This window comes from Meiothermus sp., assembly GCF_026004075.1.
GTDB lineage: Bacteria > Deinococcota > Deinococci > Deinococcales > Thermaceae > Meiothermus.
Genome location: NZ_BPIK01000001.1, coordinates 2,286,093 through 2,304,142, shown reverse-complemented (window position 1 = coordinate 2,304,142; position 18,050 = coordinate 2,286,093). Strand labels below are relative to the sequence as shown.

The following is an 18,050-nucleotide window of genomic DNA, read 5'->3' as shown; positions in this document are numbered from 1 at the left end:
ATGCGCCTACTCGCCATCTTCGCCCACCCCGACGACGAGTCGTTTTTCTGCGCCGGAACCTTAGCTAAGTATGCGGCTTTGGGGCACGAAGTTTACCTGATCTGCGCCACGCGCGGGGAGCAGGGCCGGATCCGGCATCCGGCCCTCGATGCTTCGCTATATCCCAAGGGTGAGGCCCTGGGCAAGCTGCGTGAAAAGGAGCTCGAGGCCGCCTGCACCACTCTGGGCCTGCGTCCCCCCATCTTTCTGGGCTACCAGGACTCGGGGTATCCGCTCGAGGTCGCCCAGGCTAACCCCAGGGGCTTCATGCACCAGAACCTGCAGCAGATCGAGGATGTCCTGCTGGGGTATATGGCCCAGCTAAAGCCCCAGGTGGTCATTGGGTTCGACCCCCAGGGCTACTACGGCCATGCCGACCACATCCACCTCCACCGGGCCACCCTGGGGGCCTTCTGGCGGGCCGGTAATGTGATGCCCGAACCGCCCAAGCGCCTCTTTTTTCCGGTACGCACCAAAGAGCGGGTGGCCCAGACCAGGTTCGACCCCGAGCGCTATGGGGTTTCGCCCTGCTCGGTGGCGGTGCGGGTGGACGTGCGCCCCCTGGCTCCGACCATCCGGGCGGCGGTACTGGCCCATGCTTCGCAGGCCGGGCCCGAGGAGAACTTTTCTCAGGTGCTGCTGGACTGGCCGGGTCTGCTGGAAGAAGAGACCTTCGTGCTGGGCGGGCTGCGGGGTTCTTTCCCGGCCATGCCGGTAGACGATTTGTTGGCGGGATGGTCGTAGCTGGCTAGGACTCCCTGCCAGACACTACCCCAACTTTGATCTGGAGGTTGAACGCCTGGGCGATTTGATAAGCCGGTGTGGTGGTTTCGTTCAAACCAACGCGCGCTAGGCATTTGGCTCTGCGAGTGCTAACCTCTAGACTTTGGTTGCCTGCCTGCCATGATGGACTACCGCCAAGTTCTGCAACAACTTTCCTTCCTGCCCGATCTCTACCTGGTGGGCGGGGCGGTGCGCGACATTCTGCTGGGCCAGACGCCCGAAGACCTGGACTTTGCCACCTCGGCGCCCCCGGAGGAGGTGATGCGTCTGGCTAAAGCCCAGGGCCTGGGGGCCATCCCTACCGGCCTCGAGCACGGTACGGTCACCATCCTGATTGACCACCACCCCTACGAGGTCACCACCTTTCGCCGCGATGTGGAGACCTATGGGCGCAGGGCCAAGGTGGCCTGGGGGCAGCGCATCGAGGAAGACCTGGCCCGGCGCGACTTCACCATCGGGGCCATCGCCATGGATGCCTCGGGGCGGGTGATAGACCCCTACGGCGGACAGCAGGACCTCGAGGCCGGCGTCTTGCGGGCGGTGGGCGACCCGGCCCAGCGCTTCCGGGAAGACTACCTGCGGGTGATCCGGGCGGGCCGCTTTGCGGCGCGCTACGGCTTCCAGATCGAGCCCAAAACCCTGCAAGCTGCGCGGGAAGCAGCCCCGGAGGTGCTCTCGCACGTGGCTGTTGAGCGGGTGAGTGCGGAGTTCGACAAAGCCTTTCAGAACGGCACCCCCAGCCGCTTTCTGCGCTACCTCTACGACCTGGAAATTCTGCAACGCCTGATTCCCGAGTTTGAAGATACCCACCTGCTCTTACAAAACCCCCGCTGGCACCCCGAGGGGGATGTGCTAACCCATGTGCTGCAGGTGGTGGATCGGGCGCCGCCGCCGTACCGCTGGCACGCCCTGCTGCACGACATCGGCAAAAAAGACACCGCGCGCTGGAGGCCCGAGGGCTGGTATAGCTTTTATGGGCACGAGCGGGTGGGGGCCGCGCTGATACCCCGCATCGCCCGCGACCTGCGCCTGCCCAACCATCTGCGGGACGAGCTGGTGGTGACCACCGCTTTGCACATGGTGCCGGTCTTTACCAAGCCCACCCCTGCGGCCATCCGCAGGTTCCAGGCCCAGGCCGGCCCGCACCTGATGGCCCTGAAAGCCCTGTACGAAGCCGATGGGGCCGAGCGGCGGCCCAAGGAGTCCTGGAAGTTCTTTGAGCCCCAGCCAGTGCCGGTACAGCCGGTGCTGCTGGGCCGCCATTTAATCGAGCGGGGCCACAAGCCGGGGAAGGCCTTTGGCCAGATGCTCAAAGCCGCCTACGAATGGCAGCTCGAGACTGGCGAGACCGACCTGGAAAAGCTATACCAGGCGGCCCTGAGGGTTTTGGAGAGGGAAACCTGACCCTATTTTTTAGGCTATGCTGAGAATATGTCGGTTCCTGTAGTCTTTCTACACGCCTTTCCCTACAGCCCGGCCATGTGGGCAGGGCAGCTCGAGGTCGTCAAAGGGCATCCGGTTCTCTACCCCGACATCCTGGGGTTCGAGAGCCTGGAAAGCGCAGCCGCCCACGTGCTGGTCGAGATGGACAACCTGGGCTGGCAGAAAGCGGTGTTTGTGGGGCTTTCCATGGGGGGCTACGTGATTTTCAGACTGTGGAACCTCGAGCCCGAGCGCTTCTCGGGGATGGTGCTGGCCGACACCCGCGCCACCCCGGACACCCCCGAGGGGGCTCACCTGCGCCTGGAGCAGGCCGAGCGCATCCGCCGGGAAGGGATGCAGTTCTTCCCGGAGGCCACCCTCAAGGGGCACCTGGGGGCTACCACCCATGCCCGCCGCCCCGAGCTGGTGGCCCAGGTACGGCAGGCCCAGCTCGAGGCAGACCCCAGCCGGGTGGCCAAGAGCCTCGAGGCCCTGGCCCGCCGGCCCGACTCGGTGCCGCTGCTCTCCAGCATCTCGGTGCCGGCCCTGGTGCTGGTGGGCGAGGAAGATACCCTCACCCCGCCCGCCGATGCTCGGCAGATGGCCACCCAGATTCCCGATAGCCGGATGCTGATCCTGCCCGAGGCGGGGCACCTGAGCAACCTGGAGAACCCCAAAGCTTTTAACACAGCCCTGCGGGGCTTCTTGGCCGAGCTTCAATGAGTGGGTTCGGCCTGGCTCAGGTGCAGGGCTAGACAGTCGTCCAGAGCCAAGGGCGACTGGGTGTTGAGCCGCGCACGCAGGGCCTCGGTCGGCCAGATTTTGCCCAGCACCCGGCCCAGCTGGGCGCGGTAGGGGGCCGGGAGGCCTGCGCAGGCCTGGAGCTTCTTCCAGGCGGCCTCTTCCTGGCCTAAGCCCAGCAGCGCCTGGGTCTCCAGGCCCAGCTTCCAGCTCTGCACCCCTGGGTCTTGCAGGTCGCCAATCTGCACCACCTGGGCCAGCGCCTCGGCCCATTTCTCCTGCCTCGCCAGGGTCTCGGCATAACCCAGGCGGGCCTGGGCCTGGAAGTAGGGGTCGCTTTGCTGCAAGCAGCCCTGCATCATAGCTTCGGCCTGGGGGGCCGGCATCAGCAGGGAGAGCTTCAGGGCTACGTCAATGGCCAAGGCGATGTAGCGGTCGCCGGGGAGCTTCTTGGTCAGGAGTTCTTCGCGCAACTCGCGCAGGATTTTTTCGCTCTGGGGGGCCTGCTGGCCTCCCACGTAGGGGGGTAGGTAGGGCAGTCCGCTGGCCCGTACCCAGTAGGCCACGGCAATGCGGTACAGGGTGCGGCGGTGGCGGTAGTGGGCTTCCTCGGGGCGTTCGCGCACCTCGCGCAGGTAGGCCTCGGCCTCGGCCAGCAGGGCCAGGGCTTCCAGGGGGCGGCCTCGAGCCAGCTCGAGCACGCTGGCCTCGCTCATGGCCCGGGCCCGGATGAACTCGTCGGAAGCCTCGCGAATAGACTGATACAGGTATTTTTCCGCCTCGGCAAAGTTGCCGATGCGCCGCAGGGCCGTACCAAAGCGGGCCCGCACCCGGGCCACCTCCTCGGGCGGCGCCCCCGAGGACTCCAGGGCCTCGAGGCCCTGCCGCATCTGGGCCTCGGCCTCGTAGACCCGTCCAATGCGCAGGAGCAGGTCGCCCGACTGGTAGCGGGCCCGCCCGACCAAGAGGGGGTCGTGCGCAACCTGCCGCAGGGCTTCCAGGGCCTCCTCGAAGCGGCCCGCGTCCTTGGCTACCAGGCCCTGCCACAGCCGTACCCGGTCGGCCAAAAAGGGCTGGATGGGCAGCGAGAGGGCCTGCTGGACATAGGCTTCGGCCTGGGCGTAGTCGCCCTGCCAGCGCTCCACAGCGGCCCAGACCAGCAGCCCCTCGGCCCCGATCTCGCCCGAGAGGGCCTCGGGTGGGGGCAGCAGTTGCAGGGCGGCGGGAAAATCCCCGGCGTCTACCCGGGCTTCGGCGGCCTTGACCCGGGCCCAGGCCTGCACCGCGGGGTCGGTGGAGTGGAAGAGCAGCTCGAGGGCCTCCAGGGCCTCGGGGTGGGCGTACTGGCCCAGCACGGCCCGGTAGCGCACCACTGCCATGGCGAGCTTTTCCCGCTCGAGGGTGGGCCAGGCCTGTGACTCAGTCCATAGGGTGGGCAGCAGTGAGAGCCGGCTGGGGTCACGCGAGAGGAGCTCGAGCAGCCGATCCAGCCGGTGCGCCCCGTGGGCGTGGTAAAGCTCGCGGAACAGATCGCCCTTGAAGTAGTCCAGCGCCAGCAGGTGCAGTTTGCGCGCCTCTTTTTCGGGAACTTCCGGTAGCAGGGTGCGCAGCGCGGGGCGCACCTTGCCCTCGCCCAGGGGGGCCAGCAGGGCGCGTTCGGCCTGGGAGAGGTGCTCTAGCCTTTTGCCGAGCACCTTTTCCAAAAGCGCGACCGGAACGCCGGGGTCGGCCTCCGGCGAAAGCACCGCCAGCGCCTGCAAAATGGGGCGCAGGGTGTGATCCTGGGATAGGTTGGTGGGGGTGCTGCCATGAATCTGGGCGGCCTCCAGCAGCACCAGCCGCGAAAGCTCGGCAAAGTTGCGCCCGGCCTGGTTCACCAGCGCCTCCACCCGCTCGGGGGGCAGGTCGGGCAGGCGGTCTTTCACGTAGCGGCGGGCCTCGGCCCGGCTGGGGGCCGAGAGCGGGTGCCAGGCCAGGTTGGGCGGGGGCTCGGAGAGCCCGGCCAGAAAGGGAATGGTCAGGCGGCGCAGCAGCGGCTCGATCCAGGCCGCCAGCCCCACCGGGTTGCCCTGGGTATCGCGCAGATTCAGGCCGCCGATCTGCCCTTCTTTTTCTGCCCGCAGAAGCAGGGGCCGCCCGTAGGCATTGAGGGCCCGGGCCAGCGCGCTGCGCAGCTCGTCCTGCAAGGCGGCTTGCAGCGCGTAGGGCTGGGTGGGGGAGAGCTGGGAGAGGATGCCCTCGAGCTCCAGCCCCAGTTTTTCGGCCAGGGGGTGAAGGTGTTGGGCCAGTTCACCCCCCAGGTTCACCATCAGACAGCCCGGCACGGCCCGCTCCACCGCCGCCAGCAAGACGCCTTTGCCGGTAGCCGCGCCCCCCACCACCACCATCTGGGGTTTATCGCCCTGCTCCAGGGCCCGCACGAAGCGGCGGAAGAGCCGGCGTTTGTCGCGCCCCAAAGCCCGCCGGGCCGACTCGAGGGCCAGCTCCGAGGGCAGCGGAGGGGCCTCCAGCCCCGACTCGGTGTACAGATCGCCGATCACCTCGAAGAGCCGGAGCTTCTCCTCGGGACTCCCCAGGTCTTTGTACAAAATGTTGCGTACCGTTCCGGCCCGCCCGCCCCGCTCGGCCACGGCGGCTTCCAGCCAGCGCAGGCTGCCTTTTTTGCCCCGGTGGTCGCGCCCGCTCAGATGAGGCCGCAGGGCTTCCAGGTACGATTGCCAGAGTGTACTCACTTCACCCACAGTAACTACACCATACCGGGGTGTAGTGTAACGTGCAAGCAAATCCTTACTGCGCCAGCTCGATCTCGAGGTTTTTGTTGTTAGGTACGTTGATCAGTGCGCTAAACGTCCGGTAGCCGGGGGCCTCGACCTGCAGGGTGTAGTCGCCGGCCTCGAGCAGGAAGCTCGAGCGCTCCTGCCGACTGCTGGCTACCTCGGTGGTGCCCTGCAGAATGCGCACCGTGGGGTTGGGTGCTTTCACCTGCACATTGAGGAGACAGGGGCAGGCCGGCTCCACCTCGCGCAGACTGCCCGTAGCAGCGGGCGGGGTGGGGCTAGATGTTGGGGGTAGCGGCTCCGGGGTAGGTGAAGATGGGGTAGGGGCGGGTTCCGGCGTGGGCAGGGGACTGGGCTCGGGCGGGGTGGGGGTTGGTTCGGGGGCGGTTTCGGCCGGTGGGGTGGGCGTGGAGCTGTCGGGTGCGGTGGGGCTTGTCTGGAGGTTGTCGAGCGGGTTGGGGATGGTGCCCGAGGTGAGCAGGTTGGGGCTGCTGCTATTCAGCAGCACGATGCTGCCAAAGCCGGTGAGGGCCAGCAGCACCGCCAGGGCGGTGATCCAGCCCGCCAGGCGACTTCTGAGGTTGAGCAGGGCCCAGACCAGCAACAGCACTCCCAGCACCCCCAGGCCCCAGAACACCGCGGTGCCGTACTGCTGGTGCAGCCAGGCTCCGCCCAGCCCGGCCAAGCCCAGCATCAAACCAAAGCCCATCCAGGCCAGCCCACCGCGCGATAGGCGGGTGAGGCCCCAAAGCAAAATAAGCACGCCCAGAATGCCCAGAATCCAGAGTAAGAGTGCGTTCATGCCAGCTCCTTTCGCAACGACCTCGAGGTTGCCTGCTGTAGACTCTAACACTTTGCAGTGCAGATTTTTTGTAACGCCGGTGGAGTAAGTCAAACGTCCCAGGGCAGGAGCCTCGGACAACGGTATACTTGAGCCACTATGAAGATTGTACGGTTCGATGCGGGTCAATGGGGGATACTGGAAGGCGAGACCATTCACGAAACCGACGGCCCGGCGGGCAACCCCACGGGCCGTCATTTTGACCTGGGGGGCGTGACCCTGCTGGCCCCGGCCGCCCCTACCAAGATTGTCTGCGTGGGGCGCAATTACCTCGACCACATCCGCGAGATGGGCCACGACTTCGGCGGGGATCTGCCCAAGGAGCCGGGTCTGTTCCTGAAAGGCCCCAACACCCTGGCCCACCCGGCCAACCCGGCCCGCCCCGAGCGCTCGGGCGATGTGGTGCCCTACCCCAGCTTCACCAACCTGCTGCACTACGAAGGGGAGCTGGCGGTGGTGATTGAAAGTCGCATGAAAAACGTGCCCGAGAGCGAGGCCCTCGAGCACGTGCTGGGCTATACCTGCGCCCTGGACGTCACCGCCCGCGACAAGCAAAAAACCGACCTGCAGTGGGTACGGGCCAAGTCCGCCGACAAGTTCTGCCCCCTGGGGCCCTGGCTGGTGACCTCGCTCGATCCCCAGAACACCACCTTGCGCACCTACGTCAACGGCGAGCTGCGCCAGGAGGCCCACACCAGCCTGATGATCTTCCCGGTGGCTAAAATTCTCTCCTACATCAGCAGCTTTATGACCCTCGAGCCCGGCGATGTGGTACTGACCGGCACCCCCGAAGGGGTGGGCGAGCTCAAGCCCGGCGACCACGTGGAGGTAGCCATCGAGGGCATCGGCGACCTGCATACGCGAATTGGGAACTAAACCCCTGCTTTAGGCCCGATTTGGCAGCATACTGGGCCTAGGGTGCTTCGCGCACCAGAGCGCTATGTTGCCCGGCAGTTTTGCCGGGAGACGGGGGAGGTGTATTTGCCGAGACCGGAGACCCTTCTGCTGATCGCCAGCATCCTGCTGCTTCTCAGCGTGCTGGCCACCAAGCTGGGTGGGCGGCTGGGGGTGCCAGGGCTGCTCTTGTTTTTGCTCATAGGGATGCTGGCTGGCAGCGATGGGCCGGGGGGTATCTGGTTCGATAACTACTACGTGGCCCAACTCATCGGCACGGTGGCCCTTGTCTTCATCCTCTATTCGGGTGGGCTCTTTACCCGCTGGAATGCGGTACGTCCGGTGCTGGGGGCTGGTCTGTCCCTGGCTACTTTGGGTGTGTTCTTCACCATGCTCCTAACGGGCATGTTCGCCCATTGGGTGCTAGACCTGGATTGGCTCGAGGCCCTCCTGCTCGGTGCGATTGTTTCCAGCACCGATGCCAGCGCGGTGTTTGGGGTGCTGCGCGAGCGGGCTGTGCGCCTGCGCAAGCACCTGCGGCCTCTGCTCGAGTTCGAGTCGGGCACCAACGACCCCATGGCGGTGTTTCTGACCATTGGCCTGACCGCCCTTCTGACCCGCCCCGAGATGAGCGCCTGGCAGATTCTGCCCATGTTCGTCCAGCAGATGCTGTTGGGCCTTCTGCTGGGTTACAGCCTGGGGCGGGCGGTGGCCTGGATTTTGCAAAACATCCGGCTCAGCTTCGATGGGCTGTATGCAGTTCTGTCGGTCACGCTGATGCTTCTGGTGTTTTCGCTCACTGCCGTGCTGGGCGGCAGTGGCTTTTTGGCGGCTTATGTGGCGGGGGTGGTGGTGGGCAACAGCGACTTTCCCCGCAAGACGGCGCTGCTGGCCTTTCATGAGGGCAACACCTGGCTGATGGAGATTGGGATGTTCCTCACCCTGGGCCTGCTGGTCTTTCCCTCACAGCTTCCCTCGGTGGCGGTAGGGGCCATTCTGCTGGCGCTCTTTCTGATGCTGGTGGCCCGGCCTGTGGCGGTTTTCCTGAGCCTGCCCAATCGCCGCTTTGCCCTCAACGAAAAAGTCTTTGTTGCCTGGGTGGGTTTGCGGGGGGCCATTCCCATCGTGCTGGCCACCTTTCCTTTGCTGGCCGGGGTCGAATCGGCGCAAAAGATATTCAATGTCACCTTCTTCGTGGTGCTGTTTTCGGTGCTGGTACAGGGTACCACCCTGCCCCTGGTGGCCCGTGGGCTGCGGGTGCGCGCCGAGGATGAAGCAGCGGCCTCACCGCCTTCTGAAGCGGTGGGTAGCCGGTAGCCCATGGGGGTACTGTGTACAACCCCCTCAACCCGCAGGCAGCTCGGCATCCACGAAGAGCGTCCTGCCCTGGGTATACAGCACCTGGCCGGGGGCCGCTTTGCGGGGCCGCCAGACGTGTTTTTTGGCGGTATAGTCCACCGGTACGTTTTTCTCGCCCCGGGCCTTGGAGTGGTGGGCGGCGAGCTGTGCGGCGTAGAGCAGGTCGGGCAGGGGTGCACTGCGGCCCTGGGTGCGCAGGATCACGTGCGAACCGGGGAGGCCCTGGGCGTGGAACCAGAGGTCTTCGGAGTGGGCCATGCGGGTCAGGAGGTCGTTTTCCTTGCTGTTGCGCCCCACCCAGACCTCGAAGCCGCTGGGGCTGGTGAGGCGCAGACCCACCTGGGGGCCTTTCTCGCGGGTTTTGCGGCCCAGGGCCTGCAACTCCTGGCGGGAGCGCTGCTCGAGCTGGGCCAGCTCCTGCTCGAGCCCGGCGATCTGGGCCTCCAGGGCCGGTATCTGCTCCAGAGCCCGCTCGGCGTTGGCCTCGAGGCGCTTGGCCCGGGCATAGAAGCGGCTGGCGTTTTGAATGGGGGAGAGCCCGGCTTCCAGGGGAATTTCCACCATCTGGCCGGAAAAATCCTCCAGCGTGGCCTTTGGCCCCGGCTGAAGCTGGTGGCCGTAGGCCATCAGCAAGTCGCCCCAGTTCCGCAGGCGCTGGGCCTCCTCCAGGCGCTCCAGGGCGTTGTGGGCATCCCCCAGGCGGGCCTGCAGGGTTCGCATCTGCCGCTCAAGGGCCTCGCGCAGGGGTTTGCGCAGGGCTTCAGCTTCTTCCTGCGCCCAGGCGGCCTGGAGGTCGGGAGTGGTGGTTTGCAGGCTGGGTTGCTCGACCAGGCTGTGGATAACCCTGTGGATAAGTGGCAGGTGCGCGGGCTCGAGCGGGGTTTCCGGGCTCAGGTGTGCGCGGCGGCAGAGCTCGGCCCCCAGGGCCTGGCCCATCCCGTCCAGGTTTTTGATGAGCTGCGCGAGGGGCTGGCCCACAAAGGGTTTCAGTTCGTCTTCCTGCAGGGTGCGGGGGTCGAGCTTCTGGTAGGGCGGGGGCGGGGTATAAAAAAGCCCGCTCCGCAGTTCGCGGTAGCGGTTGATGGCGGGCGTAACCGGGCGGTCTATGCCGATAATCCGGCCCTCGAGATCCAAAACCATCAGGTTGGCGTTGCGGCCCGTGAGCTCGAAGACCAGCCGGGTGGGGGCGGTGTCCACAAAGCCCTTTTCCCCTTCGAACTCCAAAAACACCACCCGGTCGAGCTTGAGCTGTTCAATTTTTAGCAAGCGCCCTTTGCAGCGGGCCTCGAGGAGGCGCTGAAAAGGGGTTTTGGCCTCGCCCGCCACACGATCGGCCTCCAGTGCCAGAAGGGGATGGGGTGGGCGGTAGCGCAACAATAGATTGCCCAGCCCTTCCAGAAGCAGGGCAGCGGTGCCCTCGTCGGGGAACGCCCAGCCCAGGCTGCGCCGGGGTAGCTGGGGGGCCAGCGTGCGCACCACTGTGTGTATCTGCAAACCTTCCATCCGAGCCTCCCGGCCAAGTATAGGCCTTTGGTGAAGCCTCGAGCGGCCCGGTTATTCAGAAAATGCCCGGGTAAGATCCCAAAAGGTATTCGGCGGATTTTTCAGGTGCGGTTTGCAACTATACCCTTGGCGTACTTGATAGTTTCTTTTGCGGTTCTACGGGAAGGTTTTGCTCGAAGACCAGACCAGCCCTTGGGGGCCCGCAGTACCTATCAACTCGTACCAACCAGGTTTGAGCCCAGGGGGTACTGGAAAACTACTCGGAAGCGCCCGAAACTTGTTTCCATCGAAATAGGCCACCACCCGAACCTGGGACTGCTCGTCGGCAGCCCGAAGCGCCAGGAAAGGGTCGTTGCGGTTATTGGTAAGCCATGCGCTCACAAACTGGTACTGACTGGCCCCCACCAGGCTGCCTGGCCCCTGGTAAAAAGCCCAGGGTACGGGGCTGTGCAGCTTGACATCGGTAGCCACAAACACATCGTCTTCCCAGACACCGGTGGCCTCGAGCCACATGCCCGGCACGGCCAGGCTCAACCAGGGCGAATTGCTCTGGATGCGCACGCTCCCCGAAATAACCAGGCCGCCAGCACTGATCGTTACCTGGCCCATGTAGCTGCGGGGTTGGCGGGTGCTCGAGGGGTTGGAACTGGGGTTCGGGCTGTTCCCAGCCGCGTTGCTGTTACCGTTCCCGGCGGCGTTGCTGCCCCCGGTGTTACCGTTTCCACCAGCGTTACCGTTTCCACCAGCGTTACCGTTATTACCGCCACTGTTACCATTTCCCTTGCCATTGCCATTCCCGTTGCCGCCGCCACGCTGAACAATAACTTGAGTATCGGGCACAAGGTCGGGTTGACTGCTGGCATTGACCTGGGCAGCCAAGCCGGAGGGCATGGCCAAGGCAAGGGCAATCCATAGTAAGAGTGCGCTGCGGATACTAAGCATGGCTTACCTCGAGTCTGGGCAGGCTCAGGGTAGCCTCGAGGCCACCCCCAGGGCGATTGCAAAACTCGAGCCTACCTCCCATCACAGAGGCAATGTGTCGAACCAAAGCCAGCCCCAGCCCCATTCCCTCTACCCTGGGCTGCATGCGCAGAAAGGGGTTACCCAGGCGGGGCAAATCTTCCTCGGGCACCCCGGGCCCCCGGTCACGAATGTGGATTTGAACCACCGTTCCCTGCTTCACCTCGACCTCCACACGCCCCTGGCTGAATTTGAGGGCATTGCTCACCAGGTTGCTTAAGGCCTGCTGCAGCAGTTCTTCATAGCCCAGCACTCGAGCCCCCAGGTCACCCTCTAGGGTAATACGCCGCTGCTCTTCTGTGCTCAGGTTTTGCACCACCAAGCGTAACGTTAATCCCACCTCCACTGGCTCGGGGTCTTTGCGGGGACTGTGGGTTAAGGCCGTCAGGGCTGCTAGCAAGCGCTCCAAGCGCTCCAGACTCCTCTTGATGGCCGGTAGCGATTCCTGGGGTGTGAGCAACCCCTGCTCTAGGGCTTCAATTTGCGCCCGCAAAGCCGCTAAAGGGGTGCGTAGCTCGTGCGAGGCATAGCGTGAAAAATTGCGCTCACGCTCCAAAAACCCCTCCACTGCCTGGGCCATGCGGTTGAAGCTCTCGGCCAGGTTGGAGAGCTCATCCTGGCCGGGGGGTACTGGAATTGGTTTGGGGAAGCGCTGCTGAGCAATGGCGTGGGTGGCTTCGGTCAGGTGCCGTACTGGGTGCATCAGGTAGCCAAAAAGCAGGTAGGCTACAACCAGAGCCAGCAGCAGCGAGATGGGCAGGGCCAGGAGTTCGGTGTGCCAGAAGGCTCGCAAGGCTTCGCGCTGGCTGCGGGTCTCGAGCGCGGCTTGCAGTACGAACCCATGTTCCAGCAACCGCTCGGTTTTGAACCAGCCCTCAGCCTCGGCAGGGTAGCGACCGCCAATTTCCAAAAACACCTGCTCGGCCCGTATCACCCGGAATCGGCTACTGCTCAACTGAGCCAGCCGCGGTAGGCGATCCGGGCTGAGCACGACCCGCTCAGGAGTAACCAGCAAAGCCTGCTCTACCGCGTTGATTACAGAATCGAGAACCTGCCGGGTTTCCCGGCTTAGGGTGCTCTGAAATTGCACGAAACCCAGCGCCCCTACCAACAACGCCGTTAGCACCACCACAGCTGATAGGCTCAGCAGCAAGCGATTGCGAAACCCGCCCAGCCACCGCCCTTTGGGCCCGGATAACGAAACGGGCAGGGCTCCAGCGGTTTTGCGCGGCAGCACTCCCATCCGATTAGACCCCCAAGGTATATCCCCCTGGTAGGGTGACAATTACATTCTCCCCCAGCTTCTCCCTCAGGCGATGTACATAGACCCGCAGAATCCGGTGGCCCGACTCGGTGTTGGGGAATACCTTACTGAGCAACTCATCCACCCCGAAAATCCGCTCGGGGTACATAGCCAGGCGCTCGAGCAGAGCAAACTCTTTGTCCGAAAGCGAAACCGGCCGCTGGTTCCAATACACCTTACGGCTATCAAACTCTACCCGCAGGGGGCCACGCTCGAGGATGTTCTGGCGCACGGTACCGCCTCGCCGCAGCAGCGCCCGGATCCGCGCCAAAAACTCCTCGAGGGAAAAAGGCTTCACCAGGTAATCGTCTCCGCCTAAATCCAGCCCTAGCACCCGATCCTCTACGGTATCGCGTGCGGTCAGAAACAGGATAGCCCCCCCAAACCCTTCCCGGCGGAGTTGTTTGGCCAGACGAAAACCGGCATCGTCCCCTTCCGGCAACATCACGTCCAGGGCTATCAGGTCGGGCTCGAGTTCGTCTATCAGCTTTTGGGCCTGGGCCATACTGTCGGCCCATTCCACCTCGTATCGCTCCCGCCGCAGCAGGGCCACCAGCGGCCCTGCCAGATCTGTACTGTCCTCGACCAGTAAAATGCGCATAGCTGATTCACCAGATTCTATCGCTTGTTGGGGGGCGGGGTGTTCATTTTTTCCCAAACTCGAGTCGTTGTTGAACAGACGGATGGTAAATGGTGCGTGCAGGGCCTACCCTGGAGGCGCATTATGGATCGACTTTACGGTTTGGCTGTAAGACGGTGGCCTCCCCCGATGTGTTTTTCCGGGCTTGCCCAACCCGCCTGAGCTGCACCAAAAATGCCGTATGCCCCACCTGCTGAAACCTGGGGTGGGCGATGGGGGGTCGCACATCCCACTCCCGGTGCTGCACCTCCAGGGTGCGCTCGTGCAAAAACGGGAGTTGCAGGGTTTTGAGCTGTTCGAGCAGCGTAATTACCTGGGTCAGGTTGGGCAGGTAGCAGACCAGGAAGCGGTCTGGCTTAAGGGCAGGGGTGAGGGTGGGGAGCACCGTCCAGGGTTCCATCAGGTCCAGCGCAATGCCATCGAAGAAATTGGGCGGCAATTCGGCTTGAGACACGTCGGCTTCCACCCAGCTTACATTGCCCCAATCCTCAAATTGGCTCAGGTTGCGTCTGGCTCGTTCTAGGTGCCGGGGACGGGCCTCGTAGCTCCAGACCTGGCCCGTAGGCCCCACTGCCCGCGCCAGATACAGCGTCAGACCACCCGAGCCTGAACCCGCTTCCAGCACCTGCATACCCGGGGCCAGGTCGAGCAGAAAGCAGATGGTGGCAGCATCCTTGGGGTAGGTGGGGGTGGCTTCGCGGGGCATCTGGAGCACATAGTCTTCCAGGGTGGGGCGGTGGATGCTGAGGCGCTCGCCTTGGGGGGTGGCAATGAACTGCCCGACCCCGGCCTGGACGATGGCCTCATGGCGGATGGAACCCCGATGGTAATTGAACATACCGCCTTCTTGCAGACGAAACAGATACATCCGGCCCCGCCGGTCCTGCAGCAGAACCCAGTCGCCATAGGTCATGGGGTCTAGCGTAGCGGTTGGGCGGTGGTGGGTGGTAGTGACTCAGCTTCCCATGTGAAGAAGGATTTGCTAGAAGAGATTTGCCCACCTTGGAGCGGAGCTGCCCTGGCCCCCCGATTGGGGGGAGTGGATGTTAATTTATTGGTCACTCAAGACCCAAACTTACCCTTTCTTACGCCAATCTGCCATTAATCAAAAATGACTTTTTTCTCGTCCCCAACACACATTTTTGGGTTATATATCACTTAGGAAGTCCGGCTAAGGCAGTAGGTTGTCCGTAGATATGGGGTGGCTGAACGCTCAGGATGACCTTAAGGTGCCAAGGGTGCTGGGTGGGGGGGGTCTGTGAAGCGCGCACACGGAATGAGCGTAATCGAGCTGATCATTGTCATCACCATCCTTGGTATTCTGATTGCGCTGGGGGGTGGATGGTTTAGAGCCTGCTAACTAGCTGTTCGTAAAAGCTCCACAGTTTTCGCTGTCATCAGAATCGAAAAAGCCAACCAGTGCCAACCTCGCAAGGTCTCAGCCAGCCGCTCATAGTCTCGCGCCAGCCTGCGAAACCGGGATGTCCAGGCAAACGAACGTTCCACCACCCAACGCTTCGGCAGCAGCACGAATCCTCGTTTGGCCCCTTCCACCTTGACCACACACAGGGCGATGCCTTCCGCCTCTGCCGCTTGTGCCGCTTCCTCCCCAGTGTAACCCTGATCCACAAAGGCCACTTCCACCTGCTCCCCCGTCACTTCCTGCACCTGTTGACTGAGGGCTCCCACCTGGGCCCGTTCCTGTTCACTGGCCGCCGTTACTACCAGGGCCAGCAGATGCCCCAGGGTATCTACCGCCAGGTGAACTTTGCTTCCCTTGCGTCGTTTGTACCCATCGTATCCGGCCCGCTCCCCACTTTGCGGGGTGGACTGTAGGGTGCGAGCATCGTAGATGGCAGCGCTGGGATGGGCGGCTTTGCCCTGGAGCATTCGCAGGGTCATGCGCAGGTCGTGTACCAGGTCTTCGAAGACCCCCCGGTTCATCCAGCGGTAGGCTTGCGCCTGAACGATATGGGGGGGTGGGAAGTCGTGGGGCAGGTAGTCCCACTGAGCACCGGTTCGAACCATCCAGCGCAGGGCGTTGAACACTTCGCGCAGGTCGTACTTGCGCTGGGGTGCTTCCAGCGGGGCGAGGGTCAAATAGGGCAGCACCAGAGCCCATTCCTCATCACGGACGTCCGATGGGTAAGCACGGCGGTTCATGCTCTAAACATAACTGCAGTGCCTGATTTGGGTAAGGTGGTTTGTAGATTCTAATCCAATCGTCGGCTACCAGCCAGGGCATCACCATCAACCTGGCGACAAAAGTTTCATGCTACGACAGCTTTGCTTCCCGTACGGCTGCTATCGGGGTGGGTAGCCTCGAGCCCTGCCCCAGGCCCAACTAGGAGCTTGATATGCGCACCTATGGTTTTACAATCCTCGAGCTGCTGGTGGTTCTGGCTATTTTCACCGGAGTTTTGACCATCGCTACGCGTTTCCTGGCCAGCCAGTCGCAGGATACCCGCATCATTCAGGAGCGCAACGAAGTGCAAGACCGGGCCCGTCTGGTGTTACAGATGGTTAGCCAGGACTTGATTCTGGCGGGCTCGAGCCGCTACGTCCGTAACAACGAGGTGCGCTTCGATGAAGCCAACTGGGTCTCCTGTGCGCCCGGAACCCCCTGTCTTTCCGGCACCGACCACAGCGAGCGCGATACCTTCGTTACCCGCTACCACACCAGCCTTTACCCCAACGGACAGGAGTGCCGCTCGGTGGGTTATACCTTCGATGGAACCACGCTTCTACGGGCCGACGTGCCTTGCAGTCAGGCTCCTACCGGCCTGATAGCTGCCAGTAGCTACCGCGAGTTCGCTCCCAACATCACCCAGCTCAGCATTCGCTATGTCTGCGGCGACTCTGCAGCTACCGAGGTGGGCTTGCCCAGCGGATGCACGGTGGTGACCAATCCCACCGAACGGTTTGTGCGGGCTGCGCTGGTCACCATTACGGCAACTTCGCCCCAGGGAACCTACACCTACACCATCGCCCAGCGGGTGCCGATTCGCAACCTGAAAACCGACGAGGTGCTGTGATGAGACAACCCCGAGGAATTGCTCTAGTTGTTACGCTGGCTATCCTGGTAGCAATTGCGCTGCTGGCCTTTGCTACCTCGGTTACCACCATGATCAGCCAGTGGAGCGCCCGCAACGAGCGCGGGGCAACCGAAGCCTATTACGTGGCCGAGACCGGCCTGCAGCAATGGAAGACCCTTCTTTTCCAGGCCTACCGCTGGCAGCTTTACCAGACGATCGATCGCACGGCTGGAAGCCGCACCCCTACCCGCAGTGAATGCGGCAATGTGCTGGCGGGCGGTGTGGACTGGAACCGCAACGGAACCATTGAAAGCAACGAAACCCTGCCCACTACCCGCACCGGAACTGTTCCGATGGGTACGGGTACCGGCACCTACACCATTACGGTAGCTCAAGACCCCACCCGCCCACGCTTCATGCTGGTGCGTTCGGTGGGCCGCTACAGCGGCTCCCAGGCCATTGCCCAGGCCACTTTCGACCTTTCTAACACCGGCCCCTGGAACTATGCCATCTTTAGCGGACGCGGGGCTGCCAACAAGCACTTGAACGGTGGGGCCACCGTTCGGGGTGGGCTGTATGTGCAGGGCGACCCAGGAAATCCCGACAAAGAGGTAATTGGCTCTACCGGCAATTTTGCCATGCTCAACGAGTACAACTATAGCTCCAATGCGGTGTTGAGCAACCGTCTTAACAGCGACATGCGCAGCCTCTCCAACCTATGTGCGACGTTACGGGTGCAGTATGGCCGGGTAGAGGTAAGCGGAAGCTCGAGCTATGGCACTCCAAGCAACAAGCTCCTGGGTGCTTATGTGGGTGATTCAGTAAACGACATTTACGGTAATACCTCCGATGTATGCGCTAATAACCGAGGTATCTGCACCGACGACCGGGGCGCCTTCGACCTTCCTCCGGCTCTGGCCCCCCGCTTCCCCGAGTTCAACACTACCCCCTGCACCAGTGACCCCAGCAAGACCTGGGCGGCCTGTGTGCGCGATGAGGCAGCTACCGGAGGCCTTCGTATTACTGGCAGTGCTGTTCTTTTCCCTACGGGCGCAATACCAACCAGTCCGCTGTCGTGCGTATTGGGCAACCTGCTGAGTGGGGGTGAACTGCGTTTTGGAAGCACCAGTATGGACTGCCGCTATAGTCTAAATGGCAAGACCGGCGGTTTCCGTTACATAGGCGGCAATCCGGGTACGCTGGAGATTTATGGAACTTTGCACACCAGCGGAATTAACGTGAGATTCAGCAATGCCGTAAACTACCGGGCTTTCGACTTCACCGACCCCACCGAGCGCAATGCCTCCATATTTGTGGAAGGCGGCAGCATCTACATCCAGGGTAACTTGTTGCCCGATGCCAGCTCGGCCACCTTTCCCAACCAGGTGCTGGGGTTGCTGGCGCAGAACAATATCGAGCAACTTACCGACTATGCCATGGGTATTTTTTATGCTGGTAATCGCTTCCGAACCCAGCGAAGCCAGCGCACACTAGGCACCGTGGTATCCAATGAGTTTTGCACCACCAGTGCAGGCGGTAGCCAGTGTAACGCGGGTCAACAAGCCGAAGTAACCTACGTCCCCACCATGGGTAACATCCCGGTGGCGGCCCGCATTCCCGAGGATACTATTATCGCTTCCTTCAAGGTGATGTCCTACGAACGGCGCTAGTAGGGGTTCTGCTTTAGAAACCA

16 protein-coding genes are annotated in these 18,050 nt (G+C 63.0%); 8 read left to right on the top strand and 8 right to left on the bottom strand.

Going from position 1 to position 18,050, the window contains the following annotated elements; all coding sequences use genetic code 11:
- The 3 genes from Q0X18_RS11140 (at position 1) to Q0X18_RS11130 (ending at position 2,967) form a co-directional block, all read left to right on the top strand.
- Positions 1-783 carry a PIG-L deacetylase family protein gene (locus Q0X18_RS11140; protein WP_297562356.1) on the top strand — a complete coding sequence of 261 codons (783 nt, stop codon included), beginning with the start codon at positions 1-3 and terminating at the stop codon, positions 781-783.
- Between the two features lie 159 nt (positions 784-942).
- Complete coding sequence (locus Q0X18_RS11135; protein WP_297562353.1) at positions 943-2,226, top strand: CCA tRNA nucleotidyltransferase; 1,284 nt, start codon at positions 943-945, stop codon at positions 2,224-2,226.
- Positions 2,227-2,253: 27 nt separating this feature from the next.
- On the top strand, positions 2,254-2,967 hold the full coding sequence (locus Q0X18_RS11130) for an alpha/beta fold hydrolase (protein ID WP_297562351.1): 714 nt from the start codon (positions 2,254-2,256) through the stop codon (positions 2,965-2,967).
- Here the strand turns inward: Q0X18_RS11130 and Q0X18_RS11125 are convergent.
- A complete protein-coding gene (locus tag Q0X18_RS11125) occupies positions 2,961-5,726 on the bottom strand; it encodes a tetratricopeptide repeat protein (RefSeq protein ID WP_297562348.1) in 2,766 nt (921 codons plus the stop codon). The genes Q0X18_RS11130 and Q0X18_RS11125 overlap by 7 nt on opposite strands.
- 46 nt (positions 5,727-5,772) lie before the next feature.
- Entirely contained in the window at positions 5,773-6,564 is a 792-nt protein-coding gene (locus tag Q0X18_RS11120) for a PEGA domain-containing protein (protein WP_297562345.1), read from the bottom strand.
- A gap of 138 nt (positions 6,565-6,702) precedes the next feature.
- Between Q0X18_RS11120 and Q0X18_RS11115 the strand changes: the two genes are divergently transcribed.
- Positions 6,703-7,479: a fumarylacetoacetate hydrolase family protein gene (locus Q0X18_RS11115; protein ID WP_297562342.1), complete on the top strand. Its 777-nt coding sequence runs from the start codon at positions 6,703-6,705 to the stop codon at positions 7,477-7,479.
- Positions 7,480-7,578: 99 nt separating this feature from the next.
- Complete coding sequence (locus tag Q0X18_RS11110) at positions 7,579-8,814, top strand: potassium/proton antiporter (protein ID WP_297563076.1); 1,236 nt, start codon at positions 7,579-7,581, stop codon at positions 8,812-8,814.
- Positions 8,815-8,841: 27 nt separating this feature from the next.
- On the opposite strand, the gene Q0X18_RS11105 is transcribed toward Q0X18_RS11110, so the two are convergent.
- The 5 genes from Q0X18_RS11105 to Q0X18_RS11085 form a co-directional block, all read right to left on the bottom strand.
- Positions 8,842-10,359, bottom strand: a complete 1,518-nt coding sequence (locus Q0X18_RS11105) for an NFACT family protein (RefSeq protein ID WP_297562341.1) — start codon at positions 10,357-10,359, stop codon at positions 8,842-8,844.
- Between the two features lie 156 nt (positions 10,360-10,515).
- Positions 10,516-11,301, bottom strand: a complete 786-nt coding sequence (locus Q0X18_RS11100; RefSeq protein WP_297562338.1) for a hypothetical protein — start codon at positions 11,299-11,301, stop codon at positions 10,516-10,518.
- A complete protein-coding gene (locus tag Q0X18_RS11095) occupies positions 11,294-12,622 on the bottom strand; it encodes a HAMP domain-containing sensor histidine kinase (protein WP_297562335.1) in 1,329 nt (442 codons plus the stop codon). The genes Q0X18_RS11100 and Q0X18_RS11095 overlap by 8 nt, the downstream gene beginning before the upstream one ends.
- Positions 12,623-12,626: 4 nt before the next feature.
- On the bottom strand, positions 12,627-13,283 hold the full coding sequence (locus Q0X18_RS11090) for a response regulator transcription factor (RefSeq protein ID WP_297562332.1): 657 nt from the start codon (positions 13,281-13,283) through the stop codon (positions 12,627-12,629).
- A 121-nt stretch (positions 13,284-13,404) separates the two neighbouring features.
- Positions 13,405-14,235 (bottom strand): tRNA (adenine-N1)-methyltransferase, encoded by an 831-nt coding sequence (locus Q0X18_RS11085; RefSeq protein WP_297562329.1) that lies wholly within the window; start codon positions 14,233-14,235, stop codon positions 13,405-13,407.
- A gap of 345 nt (positions 14,236-14,580) precedes the next feature.
- Here Q0X18_RS11085 and Q0X18_RS11080 point away from each other — a divergent pair, with 345 nt between their 5' ends.
- Positions 14,581-14,682: a type II secretion system protein gene (locus Q0X18_RS11080; protein WP_297562325.1), complete on the top strand. Its 102-nt coding sequence runs from the start codon at positions 14,581-14,583 to the stop codon at positions 14,680-14,682.
- Here Q0X18_RS11080 and Q0X18_RS11075 read toward each other — a convergent pair.
- Positions 14,679-15,485 carry an IS5 family transposase gene (locus tag Q0X18_RS11075; RefSeq protein WP_119342530.1) on the bottom strand — a complete coding sequence of 269 codons (807 nt, stop codon included), beginning with the start codon at positions 15,483-15,485 and terminating at the stop codon, positions 14,679-14,681. The genes Q0X18_RS11080 and Q0X18_RS11075 overlap by 4 nt on opposite strands.
- A gap of 194 nt (positions 15,486-15,679) precedes the next feature.
- Between Q0X18_RS11075 and Q0X18_RS11070 the strand changes: the two genes are divergently transcribed.
- Together Q0X18_RS11070 and Q0X18_RS11065 are read left to right on the top strand one after the other, a co-directional pair.
- Positions 15,680-16,357 carry a type II secretion system protein J gene (locus Q0X18_RS11070; protein ID WP_297562322.1) on the top strand — a complete coding sequence of 226 codons (678 nt, stop codon included), beginning with the start codon at positions 15,680-15,682 and terminating at the stop codon, positions 16,355-16,357.
- On the top strand, positions 16,357-18,027 hold the full coding sequence (locus Q0X18_RS11065; protein ID WP_297562318.1) for a pilus assembly PilX N-terminal domain-containing protein: 1,671 nt from the start codon (positions 16,357-16,359) through the stop codon (positions 18,025-18,027). Before Q0X18_RS11070 ends, Q0X18_RS11065 begins: the two co-directional genes overlap by 1 nt.
- The last annotated feature ends 23 nt before the right edge of the window (positions 18,028-18,050 follow it).

Coding starts and splice junctions, on each gene's coding strand:
- Q0X18_RS11100 (WP_297562338.1), bottom strand. CDS start 11,301: ATGCTTAGTATCCGCAGCGCACTCTTACTATGGATTGCCCTTGCCTTG.
- Q0X18_RS11115 (WP_297562342.1), top strand. CDS start 6,703: ATGAAGATTGTACGGTTCGATGCGGGTCAATGGGGGATACTGGAAGGC.
- Q0X18_RS11105 (WP_297562341.1), bottom strand. CDS start 10,359: ATGGAAGGTTTGCAGATACACACAGTGGTGCGCACGCTGGCCCCCCAG.
- Q0X18_RS11140 (WP_297562356.1), top strand. CDS start 1: ATGCGCCTACTCGCCATCTTCGCCCACCCCGACGACGAGTCGTTTTTC.
- Q0X18_RS11070 (WP_297562322.1), top strand. CDS start 15,680: ATGCGCACCTATGGTTTTACAATCCTCGAGCTGCTGGTGGTTCTGGCT.
- Q0X18_RS11130 (WP_297562351.1), top strand. CDS start 2,254: ATGTCGGTTCCTGTAGTCTTTCTACACGCCTTTCCCTACAGCCCGGCC.
- Q0X18_RS11120 (WP_297562345.1), bottom strand. CDS start 6,564: ATGAACGCACTCTTACTCTGGATTCTGGGCATTCTGGGCGTGCTTATT.
- Q0X18_RS11135 (WP_297562353.1), top strand. CDS start 943: ATGATGGACTACCGCCAAGTTCTGCAACAACTTTCCTTCCTGCCCGAT.
- Q0X18_RS11090 (WP_297562332.1), bottom strand. CDS start 13,283: ATGCGCATTTTACTGGTCGAGGACAGTACAGATCTGGCAGGGCCGCTG.
- Q0X18_RS11085 (WP_297562329.1), bottom strand. CDS start 14,235: ATGACCTATGGCGACTGGGTTCTGCTGCAGGACCGGCGGGGCCGGATG.
- Q0X18_RS11065 (WP_297562318.1), top strand. CDS start 16,357: ATGAGACAACCCCGAGGAATTGCTCTAGTTGTTACGCTGGCTATCCTG.
- Q0X18_RS11075 (WP_119342530.1), bottom strand. CDS start 15,485: ATGAACCGCCGTGCTTACCCATCGGACGTCCGTGATGAGGAATGGGCT.
- Q0X18_RS11095 (WP_297562335.1), bottom strand. CDS start 12,622: ATGGGAGTGCTGCCGCGCAAAACCGCTGGAGCCCTGCCCGTTTCGTTA.